Below are 14,438 nucleotides of genomic sequence, written 5' to 3' on the forward strand. Positions count from 1 at the left end.
AGGGTAAACGCTGATGCCACAAGGCGTTCCACTGCAAGTTCCCGACGACGGCCTGACCACGCGGGCGCGCCGCCACACGCCCGTGCTGGCCGTGCACACCGGCCCCGGCAAGGGGAAGTCCACGGCGGCGTTCGGCATGGCGCTGCGGGCCTGGAATGCCGGAATGTCCGTCGCGGTGTTCCAGTTCGTCAAGAGCGCCAAATGGAAGGTGGGGGAGGAGGCGGTCTTCGCCCAGCTGGGCCGGCTGCACGACCAGGACCAGGTCGGTGGGCCCGTCGAATGGCACAAGATGGGCGCGGGCTGGTCCTGGACCCGCAAGGCGGGCAGCGACGTCGATCACGCGGCGGCCGCGGCCGACGGCTGGGCGGAGATCGCGCACCGGCTGGCCGATCAGCGCCACGACTTCTACGTGCTGGACGAGTTCACCTATCCGCTGAAGTGGGGTTGGGTGGACGTCGACGAGGTGGTGGGGGCGTTGGCCGCCCGGCCCGGGCATCAGCACGTGGTCATCACCGGACGCGACGCGCCGCAGCGCCTGATCGACGCGGCCGACCTGGTGACCGAGATGGCCAAGGTCAAGCACCCGATGGACGCCGGGCGTAAAGGGCAGAAGGGCATCGAGTGGTGAGTGTTCCCGCCGTCGTCGTCGCCGCTCCCGCGTCCGGCAGCGGAAAGACCACGGTAGCAACAGGTTTGATCGGCGCCCTGCGGCAGGCGGGCCACGCCGTGGCGCCGTTCAAGGTCGGCCCGGACTTCATCGATCCCGGCTACCACGGTCTGGCCGCCGCCCGGCCCGGCCGTAACCTCGATCCGGTGTTGGTGGGGGAGAACCTGATCGGCCCGCTGTATGCCCACGGCGCAAGTGGCGCCGACATCGCCGTGGTCGAAGGGGTGATGGGGCTGTTCGACGGGCGGATCGGGCCGGCCGCCTCGACTCCCGCGGCCGGATCGACTGCCCACGTCGCCGGCCTGCTGGGCGCGCCGGTGGTCCTGGTCGTCGACGCGCGCGGGCAGAGCCAGAGCATCGCCGCGCTGCTGCACGGCTTTTCGACGTTCGACACCGCGACCCGCGTCGCCGGTGTGATCCTCAACCGCATCGGGTCGGCGCGGCATGAGCAGGTGCTGCGGCAGGCCTGCGAACACGCCGGCGTCCCGGTGTTGGGCGCCATCCCCAGGGTCGCCGAATTAGAGCTGCCGACAAGGTATTTGGGGCTGGTCACCGCCGTGGAGTACGGGCAGCGTGCGCGGCTGGCGGTGGAGGCGATGACCGAATTGGTTGCGCGCCACGTCGACTTGTCGGCCATCGCCGCGGTCGCCGGCAGCCGGGTCGCGCAGCCGCCGTGGGATCCCGCGGCGGCGGTGGGGGAGACGCCCGGGGGCAGCGCCACCGTCGCGGTGGCGGCCGGCAAGGCATTCAGTTTCGGCTATGCCGAACACGCGGAACTGCTGGCGGCAGCCGGCGCCGACGTCGTCGAATTCGACCCGCTCGTCGACGCCTTGCCCGACGGCACCGACGCGGTGCTGCTGCCCGGCGGGTTTCCCGAACAGTTCACCGCGGAGCTCTCGGCCAATGCGGTCGTGCGCCGGCAGATCAACGGACTGGCCGCCGCCGGGGCGCCGATACACGCCGAGTGCGCCGGGCTGATCTATCTGGTCTCCGAGCTCGACGGCCATCCGATGTGTGGTGTGCTGGCGGGGCAGGCGCGGTTCACGTCGCACCTGACCCTGGCGTACCGCGACGCCGTCGCCGTCGCGGATTCCTCGCTGTATGCCGTCGGCCAGCGCGCGGTGGGGCACGAATTCCACCGCACCACAGTCACATTCACCGAGGACTATCAGCCTGCCTGGATGTATTCGGCCCACGACGGCAACCGGCACGGCGGCCCCGTGCGCGACGGCGTCGTGCACGCCGGTGTGCATGCGTCGTATCTGCACACCCATCCTGCCGCGGCGCCGGAGGCGGTGGCGCGCTTCGTCGCACACGCGCGCGGCGCTAGATCGGTGGCGACCCGCGGCGCCCGGCTTCGCCGCGCTGGCGGTCGCCACTAGATCGATGGTGGCGACCCGCGGCGCCCGGCTTCGCCGCGCTGGCGGTCGCCACTAGGCTTGCCGGGTGACCGAGAGCGCCTACCTCGCTGGGCTGCGATTGACCGGCAAAAAGGTCGTCGTGGTCGGCGGCGGCACCGTCGCCCAGCGCCGGCTGCCGTTGCTCATCGCCAGCGGCGCCGACGTCCACGTCATCTCCCGCAGCGCCACCCGCTCGGTCGAGGCGATGACGGGAATCACCCTGGCACTGCGCGAATACCGCGACGGCGACCTCGACGGAGCCTGGTATGCGATCGCGGCCACCGATGACGCGCAAGTCAACGAGTCGGTGGTCGCCGAGGCCGAAAGCCGCCGCATCTTCTGCGTCCGCGCCGACATCGCCGTCGAGGGGACCGCAGTCACCCCAGCATCTTTCGACTATGCGGGGCTGTCTGTGGGAGTGTTGGCCGGCGGCGACCACCGCCGGTCGGCGGCGATCCGCTCGGCCATCCGCGAGGCGCTGCAGACCGGGCTCATCACGCCCGACAGCCCGGTGAGTTCCGACGTCGTCAAGGGTGGCGTCGCGCTGGTCGGCGGCGGGCCCGGTGACCCCGAACTGATCACCGTGCGCGGCCGGCGCCTGCTGGCCCAGGCCGACGTCGTGGTCGCCGACCGTCTCGCCCCGCCGGAACTCCTCGCCGAGCTGCCCCCGCACGTCGAAGTCATCGATGCCGCCAAGATCCCGTACGGGCGGGCCATGGCCCAGGACGCCATCAACGACGCCATGATCGAACGCGCCCGCGCGGGCAGCTTCGTGGTGCGCCTCAAGGGCGGCGACCCCTTCGTGTTCGCCCGCGGCTACGAAGAGGTGCTGGCGTGCGTCGAGGCCGGGATACCCGTGACGGTGGTGCCGGGTGTGACAAGTGCCATAGGAGTGCCCGCTTTGGCGGGCGTTCCGGTCACGCATCGGGCGATAAATCACGAGTTCGTGGTGGTCAGCGGCCATCTGCCACCCGGTCATCCCGAATCGTTAGTGAATTGGGATGCACTGGCCGCGATGTCGGGCACGATTGTTTTGCTGATGGCGGTCGAACGCATCGAGCTTTTCGCCGAAGCCCTGCTCAAAGGCGGCCGACCTGCAGATACCCCGGTGCTGGTGGTTCAGCATGGAACGACCGCCGCGCAACATACTTTGCGGGCCACCCTGGCCGACACGCCGGAAAAGATTCGCGCCGAGGGTATCCGACCTCCCGCGATCATCGTGATCGGCGCCGTGGCGGCGTTCGGGCTTTAAACGGTTCTTAAGATTACTGTAAGGTAACCCTTTATGACGGCTCTCAACGATGCAGAGCGCGCGGTGCAGAAACTGGCCTCGGCGCGCCCCGATCGTCCGGCCCCGGTGAGTACTGCGCTCCCGGCGGAGACCGCCTCCAAGCCCCCGGCGGAGACCGCCTTAAAGCGCATCAGCAAGTACTACCCGGCGTGGCTGCCCTCCCGCCGCTTCATCGCGGCCGTGATCGCAATCGGCGGTATGCAGTTACTCGCGACGATGGACAGCACCGTCGCCATCGTCGCGCTGCCCAAGATCCAGAACGAGCTCAGCCTGTCCGACGCCGGTCGCAGCTGGGTGATCACCGCCTACGTGCTGACGTTCGGCGGGCTGATGCTGCTGGGCGGTCGCCTCGGCGACACCATCGGGCGCAAGCGCACCTTCATCGTCGGTGTCGCGCTGTTCACCATTTCATCCGTGTTGTGCGCGGTCGCCTGGGACGAGGCGACCATGGTCATCGCGCGGCTGTCACAGGGTGTCGGCTCGGCCATCGCCTCACCGACTGGTCTGGCTCTGGTGGCGACCACCTTCCCCAAGGGCCCGGCCCGTAACTTCGCGACGGCGGTCTTCGCCGCGATGACGGCGATCGGTTCGGTGATGGGCCTCGTGGTGGGCGGCGCGCTCACCGAGGTGTCGTGGCGGCTGGCGTTCCTGGTGAACGTGCCGATCGGCCTGGTGATGATCTACCTGGCCCGCACGGCGCTGCGCGAGACCAACCGCGAGCGGATGAAGCTCGACGCGACCGGGGCCATGCTGGCTACCCTGACCTGCACCGCGGCCGTGTTCGCCTTCTCGATGGGTCCGGAAAAGGGCTGGGTGTCGATCACCACCATCGGGTCGGGCGTGGTGGCGCTGGGTGCCGCCCTCGCCTTCGTCATCGTCGAACGCACGGCCGAAAATCCCGTCGTTCCTTTCGACCTGTTCCGCGACCGCAATCGGTTGGTCACCTTCATCGCCATCTTCCTGGCCGGCGGGCTGATGTTCAGCCTGACCGTGTGCATCGGTCTGTACGTGCAGGACATCCTCGGTTACAGCGCGCTGCGCGCCGGCATCGGCTTCATCCCGTTCGTCATCGCGATGGGAATCGGCCTCGGCGTCTCCTCGCAGCTGGTATCACGGTTCTCGCCGCGAGTGCTGACCATCGGCGGCGGGATCTTGCTGTTCTGGGCGATGCTGTACGGCTGGGCGTTCATGCACCGCGGCGTCGCCTACTTCCCCAACCTGGTGCTGCCCATCGTGGTCGGCGGAATCGGCATCGGCATGGCCGTCGTCCCCCTGACGCTGTCGGCCATCGCCGGCGTGGGTTTCGATCAGATCGGCCCGGTGTCGGCGGTCACGCTGATGCTGCAGAGCCTGGGCGGCCCGCTGGTGCTGGCCGTCATCCAGGCGGTGATCACCTCGCGGACTCTGTATCTGGGCGGCACCACCGGCCCGGTGAAGTTCATGAACGACGCGCAGTTGTCCGCGCTGGACCACGGCTACACCTACGGGCTGCTGTGGGTGGCCGGCGTGGCCGTCCTCGTCGGCGCCGCGGCGCTGTTGATCGGCTACACCCCCGACCAGGTTGCGCACGCGCAAGAGGTCAAGGAAGCGATGGACGCCGGGGAGCTGTAGCTCACCCGCCTTGCGCCCTAGTTCGTTTCGGTGTGCTGGATTGCCTGGCTCCTCAGCGGGCCTGAGTGGCCCGCATCGTCGTCAGGCCCCTAGCCACCGCTAGGCTGGCCCGCTGTGATCACCCGGATGTCCCAGCTGTTTTTGCGCACCTTGCGCGACGATCCCGCCGATGCCGAAGTCGCCAGCCACAAGCTGCTGATCCGAGCCGGCTACATCCGGCCCGTCGCGCCCGGGCTGTACAGCTGGCTGCCGCTGGGATTGCGGGTGCTGCGCCGCATCGAGCGCATCGTCCGCGAGGAGATGAACGCCATTGGCGGGCAAGAGATCTTGTTCCCCGCGTTGCTCCCGCGCGCACCGTACGAGACGACAAACCGGTGGACCGAATACGGCGACTCGGTGTTTCGGCTGCAGGACCGCCGCGGCAACGACTACCTGCTGGGCCCCACCCACGAAGAGTTGTTCACCCTGACCGTGAAAGGCGAATACAGCTCCTACAAGGACTTTCCGGTCCTGCTGTATCAGATCCAGAACAAATACCGTGACGAGGCGCGGCCGCGGGCCGGCATCCTGCGCGTGCGGGAGTTCCTGATGAAGGACTCCTACTCGTTCGACATCGACGACGCCGGACTCAAGGCCGCCTACCACGCGCATCGGGAGGCCTATCAGCGCATCTTCGCGCGCCTGCAGGTGCGCTACGTCATCGTCTCCGCGGTGTCGGGCGCCATGGGTGGCAGCGCTTCGGAGGAGTTCCTGGCCGAGAGCGCGGTCGGGGAGGACACCTTCGTGCGGTGCCTGGAGTCCGGCTACGCGGCCAACGTCGAGGCCGTCGTCACCGCCCGCCCGGAGGCGCAACCTATCGACGGGCTGCCCGAAGCGGTGGTCCACGAGACCGGCAACACCCCGACCATCGCCACCCTGGTGGACTGGGCCAACCAGGCGGATCTGGGCCGCGCCGTCACCGCGGCCGACACGTTGAAGAACGTGCTGCTCAAGGTGCGCCAGCCCGGCGGGGAGTGGGAATTGCTGGCCATCGGGGTGCCGGGGGACCGCGAGGTCGACGACAAACGGCTGGGCGCGGCGCTGGAACCGGCCGAATACGCCCTGCTCGACGACGCCGACTTCGCCAAGTACCCGTTCCTGGTGAAGGGGTATATCGGACCGAAAGCGTTGCAGGGCAACGGTGTTCGCTACCTAGTCGACCCGCGGGTGGTGAACGGCACCAGCTGGATCACCGGGGCCGATGAGCCAGGGCGCCACGTCGTCGGGCTGGTCGCCGGCCGCGACTTCACCGCCGACGGCACCATCGAGGCGGCCGAGGTGCGCGACGGTGACCCCTCACCGGATGGCGCGGGGCCGCTGGTCTCGGCGCGCGGTATCGAGGTCGCGCACATCTTCCAGCTCGGCCGCAAGTACACCGACGCCTTCACCGTCGACGTGCTCGGCGAGGACGGCAAGCCGGTGCGCCTGACCATGGGCTCCTACGGCCTCGGGGTTTCGCGGATGGTTGCCGTCATCGCCGAGCAGCACCACGACGATCTCGGGCTGCGCTGGCCGTCGGCGGTCGCGCCGTTCGACGTCCATCTGGTGATCGCCAACAAAGACGCGGAAGCTCGCACCGGCGCCACGGACCTGGCCGGCGAGCTGGACCGGCTGGGCGTCGAGGTGCTGCTGGACGACCGCCAGGCGTCACCCGGCGTGAAGTTCAAGGACGCCGAACTGCTCGGGGTGCCCTGGATCGTCGTGGTGGGGCGGGGCTGGGCGGACGGCGTGGTGGAACTTCGCGACCGCTTTGGCGGCCGAACGCGAGAACTGGCGACAGGGCCGTCGCTGGCCACCGACATCGCGGCCGCCCTTAACGGCTAGTCGTTGCCGCCGGGGAAGCTCGTCGTGATGGGCCAGGCGCCCAACACCCGGCTCCACCGGGCGCCCATCACCGCGCTCTGAACCAGGGCCGTCGAGGCGAACGCGCGGTCCGCGCCGGTCTCCGCGTGCTCGGCGACGAGGCGCCACGCGCCCGCGCCGTCGTTCTCCATCCGTGCGGCAAGTCGCGCGGCGTCGGCCGGGCCGCCCACCACCAGCGGCAGCTGGTAGCCGGCAGCGGCGATCGGGGCGGTCACCTTGCGGGCGGTCAGCATCGCGATGACGTCGTCACGGCGCTGGCGATGCTGTGCGAGCGCCTCCACCACCATGTCGTTCACGCTGGGCGGCGACAGTGCGGACACGATGCCGTAGCCGTAGATCGTCGAGTGCTCGATCGCCAGCGCGTCGCACAGCGCCTGGTTGTCGGCGTCCTTGCCGGAGGTCATATCGACGGACCCCCGGGCACCAGCGCGACCGTGTACGACGCCGTGCAGGAGGCGGCGATCGAGGCCAACAGCCCGGCCCGGTAGCCCGATTCGGTGCCCACCAGCCGGCTCGCGCTGTCGGCCGACGCGTGCAGCGCGTTGATCACGTCGGACACCGGCGGCGGGGGCGGTGGCGGCCCGGCCGGTGCGGCCTGGCTCGGGCTGGGCGCCTCGCTGGTGGACGACGTGGCGAGCTTGCCGGCCGCCCGCGAGATCTCCGCGGACAGTGCGCGGGCGTGCGCGGCACGCTGGCTGGCCACCACCGTCAGCGCGGCGGCGACCTGAGGGGGGTTTCCGACGGCCGCCGCAGCGGCACCCGCCAGTGTGCTGTCGTGCCGCGCCTGATCCAACGGCCCCAGCAGTTGCTCGACGAGCGGCGGCTTGGGCGCGGATTTGCCACAGGCGGTCGCGACCGCCCCGAGCGCAGCGAAAGCCACACCACCGGCAAGGACATCTCGCCTGTTGACGAACGGAACTGCGCTAGCCACAAGGACATCCTGCCATCGGCGCGCAGGCGGGCACGATGCCAGGACGCGATCGCGCCGTCATAAGCGAATCCTGGCGTATCGTGGATAGCTGGTTCTCGCAGAGGGCAGCCACCGACAGCAACTGTCGGCACGGATGTTTCTCCGCCGGGACACCGGAAGCCGCCTGCGAAGCCATCGGGGCGCCGACATCCGCCAGATGACCGGACAACTCAAGATGAGGAGCTCGCCGTGACCACCGGGCTACCGTCGCAGACGCAGGTGATCGAGCTACTCGGTGCAGAGTTTGCGCGCGCCGGATTCGAGATCGAAGACGTGGTCATCGACGCCCGGACCCGCCCACCGCGAATCCTGGTGATCGCCGACGGCGACGACGGCCTCGATCTGGACACGGCGGCCACGCTGTCCCGCTCGGCATCGGCATTGCTCGACGGCGTGGACACCTTCGACGACCACTACGTGCTCGAAGTCTCCTCGCCCGGCGTCGATCGCCCGCTGACCAGCGCGAAGCACTTCCGTCGGGCCCGCGGCCGCAAGGTCGACGTCGTCCGGTCGGACGGATCGAAGCTGACCGGCCGGGTCGGTGAGACAACCGAGGACACGGTCGCTCTGGTGGTCCGCGCCGGCCGGGACTGGACGGTGCGCGAGATTCCATTCGGTGACATCGCGAAAGCTGTTGTCCAGGTGGAGTTTTCGCCCCCTAACCAAGCGGAGCTGGAACTGGCGGGTATGGGTCAGGTCCTGAAGACGGAGGAGCGGCGCTGATGAACATCGACATGGCCGCACTGCACGCCATCGAGGTGGATCGGGGCATTTCGGTCAACGAGCTGCTCGAGACCATCAAGTCGGCGCTGCTCACCGCCTACCGGCACACCGAAGGCCACCAGAACGACGCGCGGATCGAGATCGACCGCAAGACCGGCGTCGTGCGGGTGATGGCCCGGGAGACCGACGAAGACGACAACGTCATCAGTGAATGGGACGACACTCCCGAGGGTTTTGGTCGCATCGCCGCCACCACCGCGCGCCAGGTCATGCTGCAGCGCTTCCGGGACGCCGAAAACGAGCGGACCTACGGCGAGTTCTCCACCCGCGAGGGGGAGATCGTCGCGGGCGTCATCCAGCGCGACAGCCGGGCCAACGCGCGGGGGCTGGTCGTGGTCCGGATGGGCACCGAGACGAAGGCCTCCGAGGGCGTGATCCCGGCGGCCGAGCAAGTTCCCGGTGAAAGCTACGAGCACGGCAACCGCGTGCGGTGCTACGTGATCGGGGTGAGCCGTGGCGCCCGGGAACCGCTGATCACCCTGTCCAGGACCCACCCCAACCTGGTCCGCAAGTTGTTCTCGCTGGAAGTCCCCGAGATCGCGGACGAATCGGTGGAGATCGTGGCCGTGGCCCGGGAGGCCGGCCATCGCTCCAAGATCGCGGTGAAGTCCAACCTTCCCGGCCTGAACGCCAAAGGCGCCTGCATCGGCCCGATGGGGCAGCGGGTCCGCAACGTGATGAGCGAGCTCTCCGGCGAGAAAATCGACATCATCGACTACGACGAGGACCCGGCGCGCTTCGTCGCCAACGCGCTGTCGCCGGCGAAGGTGGTGTCTGTCTCGATCATCGACCAGGCGGCCCGCGCCGCCCGCGTGGTGGTGCCCGACTTCCAGTTGTCGCTGGCCATCGGCAAGGAGGGCCAGAACGCGCGTCTGGCCGCCCGGCTCACCGGGTGGCGCATCGACATCCGCGGGGACTCACCCGGCGGCTCCGGGGGACATTCGGAGAGCCAGTCCGAACACGGTGCCAGCCACGGAATGGCCCACGACCGCTAGCGGCGCCCGCGCAGCCTCGGGTGGTTCTGACCATCTATTCGGTGACGCTAGACTGAGCCGTGATCCAGCGCGAACTTTCGGATCCCGAAACCAGAGGGTTACACCGTCATGCCGGTGGACCTGTACGGACATGTGTCGGGTGCCGGAAGCGAGAGCTGGCCGTCGAGCTGCTTCGAGTGGTGGCTGTGCCGGACGGGAACGGCGGATTCGCCGTGATCGTCGACACAGGCAATAGCCTGCCGGGGCGGGGTGCATGGCTGCATCCCGGGCCGCAGTGCGCGCAACAGGCAATCCGGCGGCGGGCTTTCACCAAAGCGCTGCGCATCACCGGTTCACCGGACACATCCGCGGTGATCGAGCACATAGAGTCTCTCTGTGCGCCCGAGCGCCCGGCAACAGAACAGGTAGCAAAGAACATGAGCACACCGTGAAGTCCCGATGACTCGCATTCCTATGCGTTACAGCTAATTCCCGAGGCGCGGCCCCACGACTGTCGCCTCATAGACAGGAGATGTAGTGGCAGGTAAGGCCCGCGTACACGAGTTGGCTAAGGAACTCGGTGTTACCAGCAAGGAAGTCCTCGCCCGGCTGAATGATCAGGGCGAATTCGTTAAATCCGCATCGTCGACGGTAGAAGCGCCGGTGGCTCGCCGGCTGCGCGAGTCCTTCGGCGGCGGCAAGGCCGCCGAGAAGGCCCCGGCGAAAGCCTCGGCGCAAGGGGCCAAGGCTCCCGCCGCCAAGGCTCCCGACAAATCGCTCGACAAGGCCCTCGACAACGCCATCGGCAGCGTCGGCGGCAACGGCGAGGCGACGGCGACGCCCGCCAAGCCGGCCGCTCCGCAGGCCTCCTCGGCGGCTCCCGCCGAGGCCCCGGCCCGTCCCGGCCCGGCTCCCGACCGGCCATCCGCGCCGTCTCCCGGCCAGCCGAAACCGCCCGCGGCCGGGCAGCCGCCCGGCCAGGCGCCGCGTCCCGGCATGACGCCCGGCCCGCGTCCGGGCCCGATGCCCAAGCCCCGCGCCCCACGCGTCGGCAACAACCCCTTCTCGTCGGCGCAACCCGTCGACCGGCCCATCCCGCGCCCGCAGGCGCCCCGTCCCGGAGCGCCCCGACCGGGCGCGCCGCGTCCCGGCGGTGCCTCGCCGGGCAACATGCCGCCCCGACCCGCCGGTGCAGGCGGGCCGGGTCGCCCGGCCCGGCCCGGCGCCCCGCGTCCCGGCGGTGGCCGTCCCGGCGGTCCCGGCGGCCGTGACGGCGGCGGCGGCAATTACCGCGGCGGCGGTGGCGGCGGAGTCGGCGCCCCGCCCGGAGGTGGCGGCGGTTTCCGCGGTCGTCCCGGTGGTGGCGGCGGCGGTGGCCGTCCCGGCCAGCGCGGCGGTGCCGCCGGCGCGTTCGGCCGTCCCGGCGGTGCGCCGCGACGTGGTCGCAAGTCGAAGCGGGCGAAACGTGCCGAATACGAGAACATGCAGGCACCCGTCGTCGGTGGCGTGCGGTTGCCGCACGGCAACGGCGAGACGATCCGGCTGGCCCGCGGCGCGTCGCTGAGCGACTTCGCCGACAAGATCAACGCGAACCCGGCCTCGCTGGTGCAGGCGCTGTTCAACCTCGGCGAAATGGTCACGGCCACGCAGTCGGTCGGCGACGAGACGCTCGAGCTGCTGGGCAGCGAGATGAACTACGTCGTCCAGGTCGTCAGCCCCGAGGACGAGGACCGCGAGCTGCTCGAATCCTTCGACCTGAGCTACGGCGAAGACGAGGGTGGCGAGGAAGACCTGCAGACCCGGCCGCCGGTGGTGACCGTGATGGGTCACGTCGACCACGGTAAGACCCGACTGCTGGACACCATCCGGAACGCCAGTGTCCGCGAGGCCGAAGCGGGCGGCATCACCCAGCACATCGGTGCCTACCAGGTGACCGTCGAACACGACGGAGAAGAACGGCCGATCACCTTCATCGACACCCCGGGTCACGAGGCGTTCACCGCCATGCGTGCCCGCGGTGCGAAGGCCACTGACATCGCCATCCTGGTGGTCGCCGCCGACGACGGCGTCATGCCGCAGACGGTGGAGGCCATCAACCACGCCCAGGCGGCCGACGTGCCGATTGTGGTGGCGGTCAACAAGATTGACGTCGAGGGTGCCGACCCGGCCAAGATCCGCGGCCAGCTCACCGAATACGGTTTGGTGGCAGAGGATTTCGGTGGCGACACCATGTTCGTCGACATCTCCGCCAAGCAGGGCACCAACATCGAGCAGCTGCTCGAGGCGGTGCTGCTGACCGCTGACGCGGCATTGGACCTGCGGGCCAACCCCGACATGGAGGCTCAGGGTGTGGCGATCGAGGCGCACCTGGACCGCGGTCGCGGGCCGGTGGCAACGGTCCTGGTGCAGCGCGGCACGCTGCGCGTCGGCGATTCGGTGGTGGCCGGCGACGCGTACGGCCGGGTTCGCCGGATGGTCGACGAGCACGGCGAGGACGTCGAAGAGGCGCTGCCGTCGCGGCCCGTCCAGGTCATCGGGTTCACCTCGGTGCCGGGCGCCGGCGACAACCTGCTGGTCGTCGACGAGGACCGCATCGCCCGCCAGATCGCCGACAAGCGCAGCGCCCGCAAGCGCAACGCGCTGGCGGCGCGTTCCCGCAAGCGGATCAGCCTGGAAGACCTGGACTCGGCGCTGAAGGAAACCAGCCAGCTGAATCTGATCCTCAAGGGCGACAACGCCGGTACGGTCGAGGCCCTCGAAGAGGCCCTGATGGGCATCCAGATCGACGACGAGGTGGCGCTGCGCGTCATCGACCGCGGTGTCGGTGGCATCACCGAGACCAACGTCAACCTGGCGTCGGCCTCGGATGCGGTGATCATCGGCTTCAACGTGCGCGCCGAGGGCAAGGCCACCGAGCTGGCCAACCGCGAGGGTGTGGAGATCCGCTACTACTCGGTGATCTACCAGGCGATCGACGAGATCGAGAAGGCCCTGCGCGGCATGCTCAAGCCGATCTACGAGGAGAACACGCTGGGTCGCGCCGAGATCCGGGCGATCTTCCGGTCCTCCAAGGTCGGCATCATCGCCGGCTGCATGATCAGCAGCGGCATCGTGCGCCGCAACGCCAAGGCGCGGTTGCTGCGGGACAACATCGTGGTCACCGACAACCTCTCGATCACCTCGCTGCGACGGGAGAAGGACGACGTGACCGAGGTCCGCGAGGGCTTCGAGTGCGGTATGACGCTGGGGTACTCCGACCTCAAGGAAGGCGACATAATCGAGTCCTACGAGTTGGTCCAGAAGGAACGGACCTGACCACCGCCGACGATCCAGAACGAACTGACGAGGAGAAGGCGGTGAATCCGAATGCCTGACCCGGCCCGGGCGCGCCGTTTGGCCAAGCGGATCAACACGATCGTCGCCTCGGCGATCGAGTTCGAGATCAAGGATCCCGGGCTGGAGGGGGTCACCATCGTCGATGCGAAGGTGACCGCCGATCTGCACGATGCGACGGTGTTCTACACGGTGATGGGACGCACGCTGGACGACGAGCCGGATTACGGGGCCGCCGCGGCCGCCCTGGAACGGGCCAAGGGCGCGTTGCGCACCATGGTCGGGGCCGGCACGGGCGTGCGTTTCACGCCTACGCTGACGTTCACGCGCGACACCACGTCGGACAACGTGCAGCGGATGGACGAGTTGCTGGCACGGGCGCGCGCAGCGGACGCTGATCTGGCGCGGGTTCGTTCGGGGGCCAAGCCGGCTGGGGAGGCCGATCCATACCGGGATAGCGGATCGGGCGTGGAGCCCGGCCTCGACGGGAGCATCGGTGACGACGACCAACACGAATACTGACCTGGACGGCCCCAGGATAGGGGCACGCGTCGACGCCGCGGGTGCGGTCGATTTGCTGTCGGACGCCGACAGCGTCGCGGTGGTCGCGCACGTGCACCCCGACGCCGACACCATCGGCGCCGGGCTGGCGCTGGGCCTGGTGCTGGACACGTGCGGCAAGCGGGTCGAGGTCAGTTTCGCCGAGCCGGCGGGGTTGCCCGAGTCGCTGGCGTCGCTGCCCGGCTGCCAACTGCTGGTCAGCCCGGATGAGATGCGTCGCGACGTCGATTTGGTTGTCACCGTTGACGTTCCGAGCGTCAAGCGGCTGGGCGCGTTGAGCGACCTGGCGATCGAGGCCGACGAGTTGCTGGTCATCGACCACCACGCCTCCAATGACGTGTTCGGCACCGCGAATTTCGTTGACGTCGAGGCCGATTCGACCACGATGATGGTCGCCGACATTCTCGACGCCTGGGGCAAGCCCATCGATCCCGAAGTCGCGCACTGCATCTACGCGGGCCTGACGACCGACACCGGATCCTTCCGATGGGCCAGCGCGCGCGCTCTGCGGCTGGCGGCCCGGCTGGTCGACTGCGGCGTGGACAACGCGGCGATCAGCCGCACCCTGATGGACAGCCACCCGTTCGGCTGGCTGCCGCTGCTGTCGCGGGTGCTGGCTTCGGCGCGGCTGCTGACGGACGCGGCGGGCGGCCGGGGGCTGGTGTACGCCGTTGTCGACAACCTGGATTGGACCAGTTCACGTCCGGAGGAAGTCGAGAGCATCGTCGACATCGTGCGGACCACGCAGCAGGCCGAGGTGGCTGCGGTGTTCAAGGAGGTCGCGCCGCAGCAGTGGTCGGTGTCGATGCGGGCGAAGACCGCGGTGGACCTGGCGTCGGTCGCGTCTGGGTTCGGCGGCGGCGGGCACCGGCTGGCGGCCGGCTACTCGACCGCCGGAACCATCGACGACGCGGTGGCGTCGCTGCGCACCGCGCTGGACTAGAAC

General features: G+C 69.3%; 13 protein-coding genes. 11 read left to right on the plus strand and 2 right to left on the minus strand.

Annotation, left to right across the window (positions count from 1 at the left end):
- Nucleotides 1–13: 13 nt before the first annotated feature.
- From cobO to ACZYVJ_RS22620, 5 genes are all read left to right on the plus strand, one after another.
- Complete coding sequence (gene cobO, locus ACZYVJ_RS22600; RefSeq protein WP_463833400.1) at nucleotides 14–628, plus strand: cob(I)yrinic acid a,c-diamide adenosyltransferase; 615 nt, start codon at nucleotides 14–16, stop codon at nucleotides 626–628.
- Complete coding sequence (locus tag ACZYVJ_RS22605; protein WP_463833401.1) at nucleotides 625–2,049, plus strand: cobyrinate a,c-diamide synthase; 1,425 nt, start codon at nucleotides 625–627, stop codon at nucleotides 2,047–2,049. Before cobO ends, ACZYVJ_RS22605 begins: the two co-directional genes overlap by 4 nt.
- Nucleotides 2,050–2,113: 64 nt before the next feature.
- Entirely contained in the window at nucleotides 2,114–3,319 is a 1,206-nt protein-coding gene (gene cobA, locus ACZYVJ_RS22610; protein ID WP_463833402.1) for a uroporphyrinogen-III C-methyltransferase, read from the plus strand.
- A 33-nt stretch (nucleotides 3,320–3,352) separates the two neighbouring features.
- Nucleotides 3,353–4,969 (plus strand): MFS transporter, encoded by a 1,617-nt coding sequence (locus ACZYVJ_RS22615; RefSeq protein WP_463833403.1) that lies wholly within the window; start codon nucleotides 3,353–3,355, stop codon nucleotides 4,967–4,969.
- Between the two features lie 114 nt (nucleotides 4,970–5,083).
- Entirely contained in the window at nucleotides 5,084–6,832 is a 1,749-nt protein-coding gene (locus ACZYVJ_RS22620) for a proline--tRNA ligase (RefSeq protein ID WP_463833404.1), read from the plus strand.
- Here ACZYVJ_RS22620 and ACZYVJ_RS22625 read toward each other — a convergent pair.
- The gene (locus ACZYVJ_RS22625; protein ID WP_463833405.1) at nucleotides 6,829–7,275 is read right to left on the minus strand and encodes a ferritin-like domain-containing protein; all 447 of its coding nucleotides are present in this window, start codon (nucleotides 7,273–7,275) and stop codon (nucleotides 6,829–6,831) included. The two genes, ACZYVJ_RS22620 and ACZYVJ_RS22625, sit on opposite strands and share 4 nt — an antisense overlap.
- Entirely contained in the window at nucleotides 7,272–7,802 is a 531-nt protein-coding gene (locus tag ACZYVJ_RS22630; protein ID WP_463833406.1) for a hypothetical protein, read from the minus strand. Before ACZYVJ_RS22630 ends, ACZYVJ_RS22625 begins: the two co-directional genes overlap by 4 nt.
- 228 nt (nucleotides 7,803–8,030) lie before the next feature.
- Between ACZYVJ_RS22630 and rimP the strand changes: the two genes are divergently transcribed.
- From rimP to ACZYVJ_RS22660, 6 genes are all read left to right on the plus strand, one after another.
- Nucleotides 8,031–8,564, plus strand: coding sequence for a ribosome maturation factor RimP (gene rimP, locus ACZYVJ_RS22635; RefSeq protein WP_463833407.1), 534 nt, complete (start codon nucleotides 8,031–8,033; stop codon nucleotides 8,562–8,564).
- Entirely contained in the window at nucleotides 8,564–9,619 is a 1,056-nt protein-coding gene (nusA, locus tag ACZYVJ_RS22640; protein WP_463833408.1) for a transcription termination factor NusA, read from the plus strand. The genes rimP and nusA overlap by 1 nt, the downstream gene beginning before the upstream one ends.
- 185 nt (nucleotides 9,620–9,804) lie before the next feature.
- Nucleotides 9,805–10,050, plus strand: a complete 246-nt coding sequence (locus tag ACZYVJ_RS22645) for a YlxR family protein (protein WP_463833833.1) — start codon at nucleotides 9,805–9,807, stop codon at nucleotides 10,048–10,050.
- Between the two features lie 85 nt (nucleotides 10,051–10,135).
- Nucleotides 10,136–12,913: a translation initiation factor IF-2 gene (infB, locus tag ACZYVJ_RS22650; protein ID WP_463833409.1), complete on the plus strand. Its 2,778-nt coding sequence runs from the start codon at nucleotides 10,136–10,138 to the stop codon at nucleotides 12,911–12,913.
- Between the two features lie 51 nt (nucleotides 12,914–12,964).
- The gene (gene rbfA / locus ACZYVJ_RS22655; protein ID WP_463833410.1) at nucleotides 12,965–13,453 is read left to right on the plus strand and encodes a 30S ribosome-binding factor RbfA; all 489 of its coding nucleotides are present in this window, start codon (nucleotides 12,965–12,967) and stop codon (nucleotides 13,451–13,453) included.
- Nucleotides 13,428–14,435: a DHH family phosphoesterase gene (locus ACZYVJ_RS22660; protein ID WP_463833411.1), complete on the plus strand. Its 1,008-nt coding sequence runs from the start codon at nucleotides 13,428–13,430 to the stop codon at nucleotides 14,433–14,435. Before rbfA ends, ACZYVJ_RS22660 begins: the two co-directional genes overlap by 26 nt.
- The last annotated feature ends 3 nt before the right edge of the window (nucleotides 14,436–14,438 follow it).

The organism is Mycobacterium sp. IDUB_3, assembly GCF_055419585.1.

Bases quoted from the DNA above. Each gene is read 5' to 3' on its own strand.
- cobO (WP_463833400.1), top strand. From the start codon at position 14: ATGCCACAAGGCGTTCCACTGCAAGTTCCCGACGACGGCCTGACCACG.
- ACZYVJ_RS22615 (WP_463833403.1), top strand. From the start codon at position 3,353: ATGACGGCTCTCAACGATGCAGAGCGCGCGGTGCAGAAACTGGCCTCG.
- rbfA (WP_463833410.1), top strand. From the start codon at position 12,965: ATGCCTGACCCGGCCCGGGCGCGCCGTTTGGCCAAGCGGATCAACACG.
- ACZYVJ_RS22625 (WP_463833405.1), bottom strand. From the start codon at position 7,275: ATGACCTCCGGCAAGGACGCCGACAACCAGGCGCTGTGCGACGCGCTG.
- nusA (WP_463833408.1), top strand. From the start codon at position 8,564: ATGAACATCGACATGGCCGCACTGCACGCCATCGAGGTGGATCGGGGC.